Here is a 16017-nt window from a genome sequence, read left to right as displayed (position 1 = left end):
GACAGCGCATACATGGCTGCTCGCCCAGGCTTCAGCATCTGAGGAAGTACGACTCCATGACGCATGCCCCCGCCCCCCGCCGCCGTACCGTCCTGGGCGGCGCCGCCCTCGGCGGCCTGGCCACAGCGGGCCTGTCCGCCCCGGCCGCCCAGGCGGCGCAGGCCGCGCCCGCCGATCAGGCCCCGGCCGCTTCCGTCACCTACCGGAACAAGCAGATCCTCATCGACGGCAAGCCCGCGCTCGTCCTCGCCGGAGAGATCCACTACTTCCGGCTGAAGAAGGCGGACTGGCAGTCCAGGCTCGACCGGGCGAAGACCGCCGGCCTCAACACCATTGCGTCGTACATCCCGTGGATGTGGCACGAGCTGCCGGACGGCACCATCGACGTCACCGGTCGCACCCGCCCCGAGCGCGACCTCGGCGCCTTCATCGACCTCTGCCACCAGAACGGCTTCCGCTTCATCGCCCGCCCCGGCCCCTTCACCATGGCCGAGCTCAAGGGCGAGGGCGTCCCCGACCGGGTACGCGCGGATCACCCGGAGATCGTCTCCACCGGCTGGCACGACGCACCCGCCACCACCCCCACCGTCGACTACCTCGCGCCCGCCTTCCTCAAGGAGATGCGCCACTGGTACGGGGCCGTCATGCCGGTCCTCGCGGAGCGGCTGCACGGCAAGGGCGGCCCCGTCATCTCCGTACAGCTCGACAACGAGATCGGCATGCTGGCCTGGGTCAGCAACTCCCCCGATCTCACGGACCACTTGACGGCCGACTTCGACGGCTGGCTGCGCACGGAGTACGGGGACGGCCTCGCCGGCCGCTACCCCTTCGCCGACGAGGATCTGGCCGGGCGGCGCAAGGCGATCCGCAACCCGAAGGACGCGTACGGCGCGGCCCTGATGCACGATCTGGGCCGCTTCATGCGGGGCCGCTTCGCGCGGTACGCCGCCGAACTGCGCACGGCCGCCGAGGACCACGGCGTCACCGGCATCCCCTTCGTCATCAACATCCACGGCACCTCGGACAGCCGCGCCGAGCCTTTCCCCATCGGCATCAGCCAACTGATGGAGACCTACGCGGGGATCGCGGGGACGATATCCGGTGCGGACTTCTACCTGGGCGATCTGACCCTGCGCAACGTCACCGACCTGTACCTCATCAATGCCTTCATGGACGCGGTCAACGACCAGGACCAGCCGGTCACGGCGCTGGAGTTCGACGCGGGCCACGCCGACTACGGGCAGAACCTGGACAGTCAGACCAGCCCGTCCGGCGTAGACCTCAAGACCCGCCTGTGTGTCGCGCAGGGCGCCAAAATGATCAACTACTACCTGTTCGCGGGCGGGTTCAACCCGAAACTCGACGAGCCGGCGGGCGACGGGAACGACCGGATCGGCATCACCGGCGAGCGGCACGGCTTCGCGGCGCCCGTCGACCCGGAGGGCCGGCCGGGGGTCAGCTACGCCTCGACGCGGCGGACGGTGCGCGCCATGGACGGTCTGGCCGGCGTGCTCGCGCCGATGCGTACGACCTACGACGACGTGGTGCTCGGCTTCGTACCCGACCACTATCTGACCGAGTACCACCCGCCGGAGCTCGAATCGGTCCAGCGCGTGCTGGACGAAGCGGTGAACACACGCGGCGCGGGCCCGCGCGGCTCGCTGGCCCGCGCGATGCTGCTCGGCGGCTTCCGCTACCGGAGCGTGAACCTTCAGGCCGGCGATCTCGATCCGCGGCGTGTCCCGGTGTTCACGCTGGCCACCGGCGAGCATCTGGGGGCCGGGCTGCAGCGGCGGCTGGTCCGCTATGTCGAAGCGGGCGGAAAGCTGCTGCTCTCCGGACGGCTGCCGGTCAAGGACATGGCCGACAAGCGGTGCACGGTACTGGCCGAGGCGCTGGGTCTCACGGTGGGCACGACGCTGACCGACGCGAACCGTTTCTGGCTGTCCGTCACCGCCCACGGCTGGGCGGCGCCGCTGCCCGAAGTGCGTCTCTCACGCGCCCAGTTGTGTGAGCCCGCACGCGGTAAGACGGTGCTGCGCGAGCTTTCCACCGGAAAGGGCTGCGGCTTCGACATCCCGCTCGGGAAGGGGCGGGCCGTGGTCATCACGACGGACTACCAGTGCGACCTGACCTTCTGGGGCCGCGCCTTCCGGGCCCTGGACGCCGCCCCCGCCCTGCGGCACAGCGCCACCGACCCGGGTGTCTTCCTGCTGACGACGGCCGACGGCGAACGCGGACGGCTGCTGCACGCCTTCAACGTCTCCTCCGGCTACGACCAGGACTTCACGGTCACCGAGAACGGAAAGCCCCTCTTCGGGGGCGAGAAGCTGCACCTGCCCGGCCGTACGGCCGCGATGCTGCCGCTCGGGCTGGCGGCGGGCGGCCTGCGGATCGCGTACGCGACGGCGGAACTCACCGGCGCGGCCGACGGCCGGGCGACGTTCCGCGCGCTCGGCGGGGAAGCAGTGGTGGCGGTGGAGGGCGCGGCGACCTGCGAGGGCGCCCGCACATCGACCGAGGGCGGACGCACCGTCCTGCGGGTGCGCCGCCCCGAGTTCACCGTGCGCCGCGGTTGACCGGACGGGCGCGGTTGATCGGACGACCACGGTTGATCGGACGGGCGGGGGTTGACCGGGCGGGCGGCCCTTAGGGTGGAGGTCACCATGACGACGCTCAGGACGCCCGCGGACGAGACCGAGGCACGCGCCATCCAGGACGAGCTGCGCGGCCGCGTCGTGCTCGACGAACCGGGGCCGCCGCCCGGCACGGGCCTGGTGACCGGGGTCGATGTGGCGTACGACGACGAGCGGGATGTCGTCGCCGCGGCCGCCGTCGTGCTCGACGCCGCCACCCTCGCCGTGGTCGACGAGGCCACCGCCGTCGGCCGGGTCGCCTTCCCGTACGTCCCCGGCCTGCTGGCCTTCCGGGAGATCCCGACGGTCCTGGCTGCCCTCGAATCCCTGACCTCGGACCCCGGTCTGGTCGTCTGCGACGGCTACGGCCTGGCCCATCCGCGCCGCTTCGGGCTCGCCGCCCATCTCGGTGTCCTCACCGGGCTTCCGGTGATCGGCGTGGCGAAGAACCCGTTCACCTTCTCGTACGAGCAGCCGGGCACCCGGCGCGGCGACTCCTCGCCGCTGCTCGCCGACGACGGCCAGGAGGTCGGCCGGGCGCTGCGCACCCAGGAGGGCGTCAAGCCGGTCTTCGTGTCGGTCGGTCACCGCGTCGACCTGGCCACCGCCTGCGCGCACACCCTGCGCCTGGCCCCCGACTACCGCCTTCCCGAGTCCACCCGCCGCGCCGACGCCCTCTGCCGCCGGGCCCTCCGGGAGGCGACGGCCGGCACCTAACGCGCGTCAGCGACCCGGAATCGCATCCCCGCCGACCGCAGCCGCTCCAGCAGCGCGTCGCCCATCGCCACCGCCGTGGTCACCTGGCCCGCGGTGTCCGGCAGCGTGTCGAAGGCCAGACAGAGCACCGATTCGGCCAGCATCTTCGCCGATTCGTCATAGCCGGGGTCGCCGCCCGATACCTCGGTGAACACCCGGCGCCCGCCGCCCGTGCCCACGAAGCGCACCGAGAACCAGCTCGCCTGCCTGCGCTCCGCGTCCGGTCCCGAGCCGGGCTCGTACCGCTCCATCAACCAGCTCCGGGCCGCGGGCAGTTGGGCGAGGGCCAGGCCCGCCCCCGCCGCCGCGCTGCCGCCCAGGGCGACCGGCAGTGACCTGACCGCCGCGAAGTGCCGGTAACGGAAGTCGGGGCCGTACCGCCGCAGCGCGGCCGCGGAGCGCGCCACGATCTGCGGGTCGAGGGTCGGCAGCGGGAGCGCCCAGACCCCGGTCTCCCGGCTGAAGTGCGGTGCGCCGAACGGCGCCCGCGCCCGGCGGCCGACCAGCCGGGGCTCGTACAGCCGCCGCTCCCGTGCGGCCCGCAGCAGCTGCCGGCCGCGGCCCATCGCGGTCAGCGCGGAGGCGAGCGTACCGCCGGAGAAGAAGGCGTTGGAGCGTACGAATCCGTCCACGCGCAGCGGCACGTCCTGGGGCAGCTGCTGGACGGTGAAGTACACACCGAGGTCGTGCGGGACCGAGTCGAAACCGCAGGCGTGCACCAGGCGCGCGCCCGTCTCGCGGGCGCGCACGTCATGGCGGAGGTACATCAGGTCCGCGAACTCCGACTCGCCGCACAGATCGGCGTAGTCCGTCCCCGCCTCCGCGCAGGCCGCGACCAGTTCTTCCCCGTACCAGAGGTACGGCCCGACGGCCGACGCGATCACCCGGGCGGACCCGGCGAGCGTCCGCAGCGAGTCCGGGTCGTCCGCGTCCGCCAGCAGTACGGGCAGTACGGCGCACCGCGGATCGATCGCGGTGAGCCGTTCGCGCAGCCGCTCCAGCCGGCCGCGGTCACGGCCCGCGACGGCCCAGCGGCAGCCCTCCGGGGCATGGGCGGCGAGATACTCCGCGGTGAGTGTTCCGACGAAGCCCGTCGCTCCGAAGAGCACGATGTCGTACGGGCGCTCCGTCCCGTTCTTCCTGCCCATGGCCCCTCCGCCGTCCGCAGTCCGCCCCATGCCATTGCCGCTGGCCGAGGCTAGCGTGAGGGAAGGCCCGGTGTGCGACCGCGTGCGACAAGAACCCGAAGAACTAAGCGCTTGCTCGGCCCAGGGTCTTGTGTCACGGGGGACGCGTTCTTAGCATCACTGCTGTTACATCAGTTGTGTCACAGTCCAGGGAGCCAGATGGCAGCGACAGGAAACGGTCCGCTGACCGGCGTACGCGTGGTCGAGCTGGCCGGAATCGGGCCGGGCCCGTTCGCCGCCATGACGCTCGCCGACCTCGGCGCCGATGTCGTACGGGTCGACCGGCCGGGCGGCGCCGGACTCGGCATCGATCCGGCGTACGACCTGACCAACCGCAACAAGCGGTCCGTGCTGATCGACCTCAAGGCCGCGGACGGCGCCGACCGCGTCCTCGATCTGGCCGAGCGCGCCGATGTGCTGATCGAGGGCTACCGGCCGGGCGTCGCCGAGCGCCTCGGTGTCGGCCCGCAGGAGTGTCTCCAGCGCAATCAGCGGCTCGTGTACGGGCGGATGACCGGCTGGGGCCAGGAGGGCCCGCTCGCCGCGCGCGCCGGGCACGACATCGGCTACATCGCCGTCACCGGCGCCCTCTCCATGATCGGCAAGGCCGAGGAGGCGCCCGCCCTTCCGGCGAATCTTCTCGGTGACTACGCGGGCGGCTCGCTCTATCTGGTCATCGGCGTGCTCGCGGCGCTCCAGCACGCCCGCACCCCGGACGGCACCGGACAGGTCGTGGACGCGGCGATCGTCGACGGTACCGCCCATCTCACCACCATGATCCACGCCATGATGGGCGCGGGCGGCTGGCAGGACCGGCGCGGGGCCAACCTGCTCGACGGCGGCAGCCCCTTCTACGGTTCGTACGAGACCGCCGACGGCGAGTACATGGCGGTCGGCGCGCTGGAGCAGCGGTTCTACAACGAGTTCATCGAGCTGCTCGGGATCGCGGACGACGTCCCGGCCCGTAAGGACTTCGGCCGCTGGGACGAGCTGCGGGACGCCGTCGCCGCCCGGTTCAGGACGAGGACCCGTCAGGAGTGGACGGCGGTCTTCGAGGGATCCGACGCCTGTGTCGCTCCGGTGCTCTCGCTGCGCGAGGCGCCGGCCCACCCCCATCTGGCGGCCCGTGGCACCTTCACCGACCACGCGGGGCTCGTCCAGCCCGCGCCGGCGCCCCGGTTCTCCGCCACCCCCGGCTCGGTGCGGCTCGCTCCGGCCCGGCCGGGAGCGGACACCGCCGAGGTCGCCCGTGACTGGGATCTGCCCGTACGCGACCAGGAGGACAGCTGAGGTGAAGCGCCAGATCTACGCCGCCGAGCACGAGGCGTTCCGCGCGACCGTCCGTACCTCCTCGCCAAGGAGGTGCTCCCGCACTACGAGCAGTGGGAGAAGGACGGAATCGTGAGCCGCGACGCCTGGCTCGCGGCCGGCCGGCAGGGACTGCTCGGACTCGCAGTACCCGAGGAGTACGGCGGCGGTGGCACCCCCGACTTCCGCTACAGCGCGGTCCTCGCCGAGGAGTTCACCCGCGCCGGCGCCCCCGGGCTCGCGCTCGGCCTGCACAACGACATCATCGGCCCCTACCTCGCCACGCTGGGCACGGACGAGCAGAAGCGCCGCTGGCTGCCCGGCTTCTGCACCGGTGACCTCATCACCGCCCTCGCGATGACGGAACCGGGCGCGGGCTCCGACCTCCAGGGCATCCGCACCACCGCGGCGGACCGCGGCGACCACTGGCTGCTCAACGGCTCGAAGACCTTCATCTCCAACGGCATCCTCGCCGATCTTGTGATCGTCGTCGCGCGGACGACCCCGGAGGGCGGCGCGAAGGGGCTGTCCCTGCTGGTGGTCGAGCGCGGGGCGGCGGGCTTCGAACGCGGTCGCAATCTCGACAAGATCGGCCAGAAGGCCCAGGACACGGCCGAGCTGTTCTTCCACGACGTACGCGTCCCCAAGGAGAATCTGCTCGGTGAACTCAACGGCGCCTTCATCCATCTGATGACCCATCTGGCCCAGGAGCGGATGAGCATCGCGATGGCGGCCATCGCGGGCGCCGAGCATCTGCTGGAGATCACCACGCGGTACGTCAAGGAACGCGAGGCGTTCGGACGGCCGCTCGCCACGCTCCAGCACATCCGGTTCGAGATAGCCGAGATGGCGACCGAATGCGCCGTCACCCGTACCTTCCTCGACCGCTGCATCGTCGATCACTCGAACGGTGAACTCGACGCGGTGCACGCCTCGATGGCCAAATGGTGGGCCACCGAGCTGCAGAAGCGGACGGCGGACCGCTGTCTGCAACTGCACGGCGGCTACGGCTATATGACGGAGTTCCCCGTCGCCAGGGCCTTCACGGACGGCCGTATCCAGACGATCTACGGCGGTACGACCGAGATCATGAAGGAGATCATCGGCCGCTCGCTGCTGGCCTGAACCCTCCGGCCACCCCCTTTCCGTACCCCTCGCCCGTACCGCTCCCTCGCCCGTACCGCTCTTCCGAAAGGCAGCTGTCGTGAGTACCGAAGCGTTCGTCTACGACGCGATCCGCACCCCGCGCGGCCGCGGCAAGGCCAATGGCGCCCTGCACGGCACCAAGCCCATCGATCTCGTCGTCGGCCTGATCCACGAGCTCCGCGGCCGCTTCCCCGGACTCGACCCGGCGGCCATCGACGACATCGTGCTCGGCGTGGTGAGCCCGCTCGGCGACCAGGGCTCGGACATCGCCCGGGTCGCGGCCATCGCCGCCGGCCTGCCCGACACCGTCGCCGGCGTACAGGAGAACCGCTTCTGCGCGTCCGGCCTGGAAGCCGTCAACCTGGCCGCCGCCAAGGTCCGCTCCGGCTGGGAGGACCTGATCCTGGCGGGTGGCGTCGAGTCGATGTCGCGGGTGCCGATGGGTTCGGACGGCGGCGCCTGGGCGATGGACCCGATGACCAACTTCGCGACGGGCTTCGCCCCGCAGGGCATCGGCGCGGACCTGATCGCCACCATCGGCGGCTTCACCCGGCGCGATGTCGACGAGTTCGCCGCGCTGTCCCAGGAGCGGGCCGCCGCGGCGTGGAAGGACGGCCGCTTCGAGCGTTCCGTCGTCCCGGTACGCGACCGCAACGGACTCACCGTCCTCGACCGCGACGAGCATCTGCGCCCCGGCACCACCGCGGACTCGCTCGCCGCGCTGAAGCCGTCGTTCGCCGGGATCGGCGACCTGGGCGGCTTCGACGCCGTCGTCCTGCAGAAGTACCACTGGGTCGAGAAGATCGACCACGTCCACCACGCGGGCAACTCGTCCGGCATCGTGGACGGCGCGGCCCTCGTCGCCATCGGCTCCCAGCAGATCGGCGAGCGCTACGGACTCACCCCCCGCGCCCGGATCGTCTCCGCCGCCGTCTCCGGCTCCGAGCCCACCATCATGCTGACCGGACCCGCCCCCGCCAGCCGCAAGGCCCTCGCCAAGGCCGGACTGACCATCGACGACATCGACCTGGTCGAGATCAACGAAGCCTTCGCCGCGGTCGTGCTGCGCTTCGTCGAGGACATGGGGCTCTCGCTGGACAAGGTCAACGTCAACGGCGGAGCCATCGCGCTCGGCCATCCGCTCGGGGCCACCGGCGCGATGATCCTCGGCACCCTCATCGACGAGCTGGAACGCCGGGACAAGCGGTACGGCCTCGCCACGCTGTGCGTCGGCGGCGGCATGGGTGTCGCCACCGTCGTCGAGCGTCTCTGACCGGCCCGTCCCTCTTCCCGTTACGGAGCAGCAGCATGAGCGAGTCCATCACCCCGGCTTCCTCGGCCATTCGCTGGGAACAGGACGGCACCGGCGTCGTCACCCTCGTCCTCGACGACCCGGACCAGTCCGCCAACACCATGAACCAGGCATTCAAGGACTCCATCGCGGTGATCGCCGACCGCGCCGAGGCCGAGCAGGACAGCATCCGCGGCATCATCATCACCTCCGCCAAGAAGACCTTCTTCGCGGGCGGCGACCTCAAGGACATGATCAAGGTCGGCCCGGACGACGCCCAGCAGGTATTCGACACGAGCATGGGCATCAAGCACGCCCTGCGCCGTATCGAGACCCTCGGCAAGCCCGTCGTCGCCGCCATCAACGGCGCCGCGCTGGGCGGCGGTTACGAGATCGCCCTCGCCTGCCACCACCGCGTCGCCCTCGACGCGCCGGGATCCAAGATCGGCCTGCCCGAGGTCACGCTCGGACTGCTGCCCGCGGGCGGCGGAGTCACCCGTACCGTACGGCTGATGGGCATCGCCGACGCGCTGCTCAAGGTGCTGCTCCAGGGCACGCAGTACTCCCCGAAGCGCGCGCTGGACAACGGGCTGGTCCATGAAGTCGCCGCCACCACCGACGAGATGCTCGCTCTGGCCCGCGCCTTCATCGACGCCCACCCCGCGTCGCAGCAGCCCTGGGACGTCAAGGGCTACCGGATTCCGGGTGGTACACCCTCCAGCCCCCGCTTCGCCGCCAATCTGCCCGCCTTCCCCGCCAACCTGAAGAAGCAGATCGCGGGCGCCCCCTACCCGGCGCCGCGCAATATCCTCGCGGCGGCCGTCGAGGGCTCGCAGGTCGACTTCGAGACCGCGCAGACCATCGAGGCCCGCTACTTCACCGAGCTGGTCACCGGGCAGATCGCCAAGAACATGATCCAGGCGTTCTTCTTCGACCTCCAGGCGGTCAACTCCGGGGCCGGCCGGCCCCGGGGCATCGCACCGCGCGAGGTCCGCAAGGTCGCGGTCCTCGGCGCCGGGATGATGGGCGCGGGCATCGCGTACTCCTGCGCGCGCGCCGGCCTCGACGTCGTCCTGAAGGATGTCACCCCCGAGGCCGCGGAGCGGGGCAAGGCGTACTCCCGGGAGCTTCTCGCCAAGGCGCTCTCCCGGGGCCGTACGACCGAGGCCGAGCGGGACACGCTGCTCGCCCGTATCACCCCGACCGCCGACCCCGCCGATCTCGCCGGCTGCGACGCCGTGATCGAGGCGGTGTTCGAGGACACGGCGCTCAAGCACAAGGTGTTCCAGGAGATCCAGGACGTCATCGAGCCGGACGCGCTGCTCTGCTCCAACACCTCCACCCTGCCCATCACGGTGCTCGCGGAAGGGGTGTCGAGGCCCGCCGACTTCGTCGGGCTGCACTTCTTCTCGCCGGTCGACAAGATGCCGCTCGTCGAGATCATCAAGGGGGAGGGGACCGGCGACGAGGCCCTCGCCCGCGCCTTCGACCTGGTGCGCAGGATCAAGAAGACCCCGATCGTCGTCAATGACTCGCGCGGCTTCTTCACCTCGCGGGTCATCGGGCAGTTCATCAACGAGGGGGTCGCGATGGTCGGCGAGGGCGTCGAGCCCGCCTCGGTCGAACAGGCCGCCGCGCAGGCCGGCTACCCGGCCAAGGTGCTCTCGCTGATGGACGAGCTGACGCTCACCCTGCCACGCAAGATCCGTAACGAGTCGAAGCGCGCGGTCGAGGAGGCCGGCGGCGCCTGGACCGGGCACCCCGCGGACGAGGTCATCGACCGGATGGTGGACGAGTTCGGACGTACGGGACGCAGCGGCGGCGCGGGCTTCTACGAGTACGGCGAGGACGGCAGGCGCACACGCCTGTGGCCGGGCCTGCGGGAGCACTTCGGCGCGGCCGGCGTCGAGGTCCCGTTCCTCGACCTGAAGGAGCGGATGCTCTTCTCCGAGGCGCTGGACTCCGTCCGCTGCCTGGAGGAGAACGTCCTGACCTCGGTCGCCGACGCCAATATCGGTTCCATCATGGGCATCGGCTTCCCGGCCTGGACGGGCGGTGTGCTCCAGTACATCAACGGCTACGAAGGCGGCCTGCCCGGCTTTGTCGCACGCGCCCGTGAGCTGGCCGAGCGGTACGGCGAGCGGTTCACCCCGCCCGCGCTGCTGGTCGAGAAGGCGGCGAAGGGCGAGCGGTTCAGCGACGCCTGACGTCCGGCGCCCGGGGCCGGCCGCCCGGGGTGCGGCGCGCGGGCCGTGTTCACGGCGTACTCACTCCGCCTGGAACGCGGCCCGCAGCTCCTCCTTCAGCGACCGCTGGAACGCCGTCACCAGAGCCTGGACCACCATGGGCTGCATATGGGCCGAGAGCGACTTCATCGCCGCCACCTGCTCGGGGTCCGGCTCGCGCTTGCGGTACGGCGTCCACACCTCGTCCCGGAACAGCCGGGTCAGCTCGTGCGCCGCCTCACGGGTGTGCTCCAGCAGGACCGTACGGGCCGCGAGGATCGTCTCGTACGGGATCGGTACGTCCAGCAGTTCCACGCCGAGCCGCAGCAGCCCGGGATCCAGCCGGTAGGTGTCAGGACCGTCGGCCCGGACCAGGACCCCCATGGCGGCGAGCCGGTCGATGTCGTCCTCGGCCAGGGCCCGTCCCGCGCGGCGCTCCAGCTCCGCGCGGGACGCGTCCTCCGCCGAGTCCGGCGACCAGGAGGCCACCAGCGCCCGGTGGATCGCCAGATCGTGCGCGCTCAGATCGGGCGGCAGCTGCTCCAGATAACGCTCGATGGCCGCGAGGGTCATGCCCTGGTGCTGGAGCTCCTCGATGAGCGCCAGCCGGGAGAGATGCTCACGCCCGTAGTGGCCGACCCGGCGCGGGCCGATCACCGGGGGCGGCAGCAGGCCGCGGGTGCTGTAGAAGCGGATCGTGCGCACGGTGACCCCGGCCCGCGCGGCCAGCTCGTCGACGGTGAGCGCCGGCTCCTCGGTCCTCGTGGTCATGTCCGCGCCTCGCTTCCCGCTGCCGCACATCGGTGGACCGGCCCGGATCCGCACGTGGGCCACGTTCAACAGTATTGCTGTGCCACCACTGTTGTGAAAGTGCTGGAGAGCGGCGAAAGCCGGTGGTGACCGGCCGGCGACGTACAGTGCCGGGGTGCCCCGCGGGGCCTAGGTCCTGTCCGACCAGACAGGGCCTAACGGGCGGAGGCGACGACCGGATAGTGGTCGGAGAGATTCGTGTACGTGTACTCCGTGCCCCAGCTGGAGACCGTCCAGGGCGCGCTCTGCTCCTTGATCACTTCATTGGTCCAGCCGGCCGGCCGTACGTGCCCCGCGCGGTGCAGCACATGGTCGAGATCCTCGCGCGGGTCGTCCGGATAGCGCTCCGCGGCGATGGAGTTCTCCGCCGTGTCGAAGGAGTACGGATGTCCGGTACGGGCGTCGGCGTCGGCCAGGCCCCCGTCGGCGAGCATCGAGGCGTACTCGGCGCTGTGCCCGTCGACATTGAAGTCGCCCGCGACGATGACCTCTTCGGACGCGGGGATGTTCTTGGCGTCGAGGAAGGCGTCGACCGCCTTGAACTGAAGGCTCCGTGTCCGCACGGCCTCACCGGAACCGCAGCCCGGGTCGGTGGACTGGGTGTGGGTGCCGACCATATGGACCTTGGTGCCGTTCACCTCCAGCACCACATAGACGAAGCCCTTGTTGGAGAACCAGTCCGAGCCGCACCCGTCCTCGTACACATACTGCTCCTTGCGCACGATCGGCCACTTGCTGAGCACCGAGACACCCCCGTCCTCCAGGGCGAGCGCGGCATAAGCCCCGCCCGTCGCGTCCCAGCCGGCCTTGCTCCGGCCCAGCACGGGCGTCTGGTACGGGTACTGGTCGGCGGAGTTCCGCTTGAGCGCGTCGGAGGACGCGTTGTCGAACGCCTCCTGCACCACGACCACATCGTTGCCCTGGTAAAAGGCCGCCGCCGGGATGGCGGCGGCCCGGTAGTCCTGTCCCCAGTTGGGGGAGAGGAGCTCGCTGAACAGGAACGAGTTGAAAGTGAGCACCTTCAGCGCGGGCGGCTCGGCGCCGGCCCGGCCGGTGGCGCCCGTGGCGCCCATGGCGGCGGGGGCGGTCGCGGCCAGGAGGACGGCGGCGAGTGCGATGGACAGGGCGGCGCCGGGGATACGGCGGAGCGCGGAGTGCGGCACAGGGACTCCCGATTCCGGTGGGGTGTACGAAGGGCGACGCACATCCAACCAGCCGGAGTTACTTTCCGGTAGCCATCGGGTGACCCCCGGGTGCCTCAGGCCAGACCGTTGCGGCTGATGGCCGCCGCGTACCAGCGGGCGCTGTCCTTGACCGTACGGCGCTGGGTCGCGAAGTCGACGTGGACGATGCCGAACCGCTTGCTGTAGCCGTACGCCCACTCGAAGTTGTCCAGCAGCGACCACAGGAAATAGCCGCGGACCTTCGCGCCGTCCCCGATCGCCCGGTGGACGGCCGTCAGGTGGTCGCGCAGATAGGCCACCCGCTCGGGGTCGTGGACCGCCCCGGAGGGGTCGGCGTAGTCGTCGTACGCCGCTCCGTTCTCGGTGACCATCAGCGGCGTGCTGGGCAGTTCGTCCCGCAGCCGCGTCAGCAGCTCGTACAGCCCGTCCGCGTCGATCGGCCAGTCCATCGCGGTCCGCGGGCCCGGCGCCGGCACGAAGCGCACGTGCTCGTCCGCCCCCGGCCACGGGGAAGGATCCCCGGCCGAAGAGCCCGCCGCGACGATCGTGGGGGAGTAGTAGTTGATCCCCAGCGAATCGACCGGCGCGGACGCCGTCTCCAGATCGCCGTCCCGGACGAAGGACCAGTCCGTCAGGGACGCCGTGTCATCGATCAGATCCTGCGGAAGCCGGCCGTGGAAGACCGGATCGAGGAAGATCCGGTTCCCGACGGCGTCGATGCGGCGCACCGCGTCGAGGTCGGCGGCCGAGTCCGTCAGCGGCCGTGCGGCGTGCAGATTGAGGGTCAGCGAGATCTCGGCGCTCTTCGGCAGCGCGTCGCGCAGCACCCGGGTGGCCAGGCCGTGCGCCAGATTGAAGTGGTGCGCGGCCCGCAGCGCGGCGACCGGCTGCGTACGGCCCGGGGCGTGGACACCGGAGGCGTACCCGAGAAAGGCCGCGCACCACGGCTCGTTCAGGGTGGTCCAGGTGGCCACCCGGTCGCCGAGCGCGTCGACCATGATCTGCGCGTACTGCGCGAACCGGTTCGCGGTGTCACGCTGCGGCCAGCCGCCCGCGTCCTCCAGCTCCTGCGGCAGATCCCAGTGGTAGAGGGTGGCGACCGGCCGGATCCCCGCCGTCAGCAGCGCGTCGACCAGCCGCCGGTAGAAGTCCAGACCGAGCTGTACGGCGGGACCGCGGCCCGTCGGCTGGACGCGCGGCCAGGACACGGAGAAGCGGTAGTCCGTGACCCCCAGCTCCTTGAGCAGCGCGACATCCTCGTCCATCCGGTGGTAATGATCGGCGGCGATGTCGCCGGTGTCGCCGTTGCGTACCCGCCCGGGGATGCGGCTGAAGGTGTCCCAGATGGAGGGCGTACGGCCGTCCTCGGTGGCGGCTCCCTCGATCTGGTAGGCGGCGGTGGCCGTCCCCCAGCGGAAACCGCGGGGGAAGCGCAGCTCCGTGGTGGTCGTGGGACGTGCGTCGACAGCGGTCATGAGGAAGGAACTCCCGGGAGTGAGACGGACGGTGGGGGGACGGCGGGGGAGTGGTCAGCCCTTGACGGCGCCCTGCATGATGCCGCCGACGATCTGCCGGCCCAGCAGACCGAAGACCAGCAGCACGGGCAGCGTGCCGAGCAGCGTGCCTGCCATGATCACGGACTGGTCGTGGACATAGCCGCCGCCGAGCTGGCGCAGGGCGACCTGGACGGTCGGCTCCTGCGAGGAGAGGGCGATGATCGGCCAGAAGAAGTCGTTCCACGCGGCCATGAAGGTCAGCATGCCCAGCACGGCCATCCCCGGCCTGGCGATGGGCACCACGACCGACCAGAAGATCCGCGCGGTGGACGCGCCGTCGACGCGGGCCGCCTCGATCAGCTCGTCGGGCAGCGCCTGGATCAGGTACTGGCGCATGAAGAACACACCGAAGGCGGAGACGAGTCCGGGCAGGATGACGGCCTGCAGCTGGTTCACCCACTGCAGTTTCGCGATCAGCATGAAGAGCGGGATCACCCCGAGCTGCGGTGGGATCATCATCGTGCCCACGGTGAGGGCCAGCAGCGCGCCGCGGCCGCGGAAGCGGAGTTTGGCGAAGGCGAACCCGGCGAGCGTGCAGCACAGCACCGTGCCCACCGTGATGGACCCGGACACGATCAGGGAGTTGAGGAGGGCCTTGCCGATATCGGCCTCCTCCAGCACCGCTTCGAAGTTCTTGATCAGGTTCGGGCCCGGCAGCAGGGTGGGCGGCACCTTCGCCAGATCGGCGTTGGAGCGGCTGGCCGCGACGATCGTCCAGTAGAACGGGAACGCCGAGAAGAGCAGCGCGACGGCCAGGATCACGTACGACAGCCGGCCGCCGTGCATGGTGCGTCCTGCGCGGCTCCGGCGCCGGAAGGGCGAGGGCCGTTCAGCGGCCCCGGGGGACGGCGAAGGCGGCGTCGGCGGTGCGGCGAGCGCGGTCATCGACCGGCCTCCTTGCGGGAACGGCGGCGTGCGACCAGGGCGTTGACCCCGACCAGCAGCAGGATCAGGAGGAACATCACCCAGGCGATGGCGGCGGCCCGGCCCAGATGGAAGAAGCCCCAGCCCTGCTCGTACATGTAGAGACCGAGCGTCTGGTACTGATGCGAGATGCCGCCCGAGATGGACCCCTCGAAGAGCAGCGGCTCACCGAAGAGCTGCGTGGCGCCGATCGTCGAGACGACGGCCGTGAAGACGATCGTCGGGCGCAGGCCCGGCAGCGTGACATGGATGAACTGCCGCCAGCGCGAGGCCCCGTCCATCTCGGCGGCCTCGTACAGCTCGCTCGGGATGGACTGCATGCCCGCCAGATAGATCAGCGCGTTGTAGCCGGTCCAGCGCCAGATGACGATGGTCGATACGGCGATCTGCGAGGCGACCGTGCCCGTCTGCCAGTCCACCGGGCTGAAACCGACCAGCCCCAGCAGGTAGTTGATGAGCCCGAAGTCCCGGCCGAAGAGCTGGGCGAAGACCAGGGTCGCCGCGGCGACGGAGGTGGCGTACGGCAGCAGCATCGCCGTCCTGATGAACGTCCGGCCGCGCAGCTTGTAGTTGAGGAGATGGGCCAGGCCCAGGGCCATCACCAGCTGCGGGACCGTCGAGAGCACGCCGATGGTGAAGGTGTTGCGCAGCGCGGTCCAGAAGAACTCGTCGGTGAAGAGAGCGGTGTAGTTGCCGAAGCCGCGCCACTCCATCGCGCCGGGCGTCTGCAGCTCGACCCGGTAGAGCGAGACATACGCGGTGTAGAGCAGCGGGAAGAGCCCGAAGGCGGCGAACAGCGTGAAGAACGGGGCGATATAGGCGTACGGCGAGAGGGTGCGCCAGGTGCGGTGCGCGGCGGACGGCCGGGCGGCGGGTCCTGACGGCGGCGGGGGCGCGGCTTCCGCGGTGGCGGTGAGGGTCATGGTGCGGCCCTTCGGAGGCGTGGGCGTGGGCGGGGAATGCCGGGGGCCGGTCCCGGTCGGGGAAGGGGCGG

At 70.9% G+C, this 16017-nt stretch carries 11 protein-coding genes and 1 pseudogene; 6 read left to right on the top strand and 6 right to left on the bottom strand.

The window, feature by feature from the left end; genetic code table 11:
• Positions 1–56 precede the first annotated feature (56 nt).
• The gene (locus tag ACZ6MZ_RS26160; RefSeq protein WP_469354657.1) at positions 57–2579 is read left to right on the top strand and encodes a beta-galactosidase; all 2523 of its coding nucleotides are present in this window, start codon (positions 57–59) and stop codon (positions 2577–2579) included.
• An 87-nt stretch (positions 2580–2666) separates the two neighbouring features.
• On the top strand, positions 2667–3353 hold the full coding sequence (locus ACZ6MZ_RS26155) for an endonuclease V (RefSeq protein ID WP_389784680.1): 687 nt from the start codon (positions 2667–2669) through the stop codon (positions 3351–3353).
• On the opposite strand, the gene ACZ6MZ_RS26150 is transcribed toward ACZ6MZ_RS26155, so the two are convergent.
• Positions 3350–4540 (bottom strand): saccharopine dehydrogenase family protein, encoded by a 1191-nt coding sequence (locus ACZ6MZ_RS26150; RefSeq protein WP_469354655.1) that lies wholly within the window; start codon positions 4538–4540, stop codon positions 3350–3352. The genes ACZ6MZ_RS26155 and ACZ6MZ_RS26150 overlap by 4 nt on opposite strands.
• 198 nt (positions 4541–4738) lie before the next feature.
• Between ACZ6MZ_RS26150 and ACZ6MZ_RS26145 the strand changes: the two genes are divergently transcribed.
• From ACZ6MZ_RS26145 to ACZ6MZ_RS26130, 4 genes and pseudogenes are all read left to right on the top strand, one after another.
• The gene (locus tag ACZ6MZ_RS26145; RefSeq protein WP_469354653.1) at positions 4739–5869 is read left to right on the top strand and encodes a CaiB/BaiF CoA transferase family protein; all 1131 of its coding nucleotides are present in this window, start codon (positions 4739–4741) and stop codon (positions 5867–5869) included.
• 1 nt (position 5870) lies between these two features.
• Positions 5871–7012, top strand: a pseudogene (locus ACZ6MZ_RS26140) (acyl-CoA dehydrogenase family protein).
• A gap of 79 nt (positions 7013–7091) precedes the next feature.
• Positions 7092–8306, top strand: coding sequence for an acetyl-CoA C-acetyltransferase (locus ACZ6MZ_RS26135; protein ID WP_469354651.1), 1215 nt, complete (start codon positions 7092–7094; stop codon positions 8304–8306).
• Positions 8307–8341: 35 nt separating this feature from the next.
• Complete coding sequence (locus tag ACZ6MZ_RS26130; RefSeq protein ID WP_469354650.1) at positions 8342–10531, top strand: 3-hydroxyacyl-CoA dehydrogenase NAD-binding domain-containing protein; 2190 nt, start codon at positions 8342–8344, stop codon at positions 10529–10531.
• Between the two features lie 60 nt (positions 10532–10591).
• Here ACZ6MZ_RS26130 and ACZ6MZ_RS26125 read toward each other — a convergent pair whose 3' ends face one another.
• From ACZ6MZ_RS26125 to ACZ6MZ_RS26105, 5 genes are all read right to left on the bottom strand, one after another.
• Complete coding sequence (locus tag ACZ6MZ_RS26125) at positions 10592–11320, bottom strand: MerR family transcriptional regulator (RefSeq protein WP_469354648.1); 729 nt, start codon at positions 11318–11320, stop codon at positions 10592–10594.
• A gap of 194 nt (positions 11321–11514) precedes the next feature.
• On the bottom strand, positions 11515–12522 hold the full coding sequence (sph, locus tag ACZ6MZ_RS26120) for a sphingomyelin phosphodiesterase (protein WP_469354646.1): 1008 nt from the start codon (positions 12520–12522) through the stop codon (positions 11515–11517).
• 95 nt (positions 12523–12617) lie between these two features.
• Positions 12618–14018: a GH1 family beta-glucosidase gene (locus ACZ6MZ_RS26115; RefSeq protein ID WP_469354643.1), complete on the bottom strand. Its 1401-nt coding sequence runs from the start codon at positions 14016–14018 to the stop codon at positions 12618–12620.
• A gap of 54 nt (positions 14019–14072) precedes the next feature.
• A complete protein-coding gene (locus ACZ6MZ_RS26110) occupies positions 14073–14984 on the bottom strand; it encodes a carbohydrate ABC transporter permease (protein WP_384186659.1) in 912 nt (303 codons plus the stop codon).
• Positions 14981–15946, bottom strand: coding sequence for a carbohydrate ABC transporter permease (locus tag ACZ6MZ_RS26105; RefSeq protein WP_469354641.1), 966 nt, complete (start codon positions 15944–15946; stop codon positions 14981–14983). Before ACZ6MZ_RS26105 ends, ACZ6MZ_RS26110 begins: the two co-directional genes overlap by 4 nt.
• Positions 15947–16017: the final 71 nt, after the last annotated feature.

It is taken from the genome of Streptomyces sp. NPDC042201 (assembly GCF_055582185.1).
This window is presented reverse-complemented; position numbering and strand designations above follow the sequence as displayed.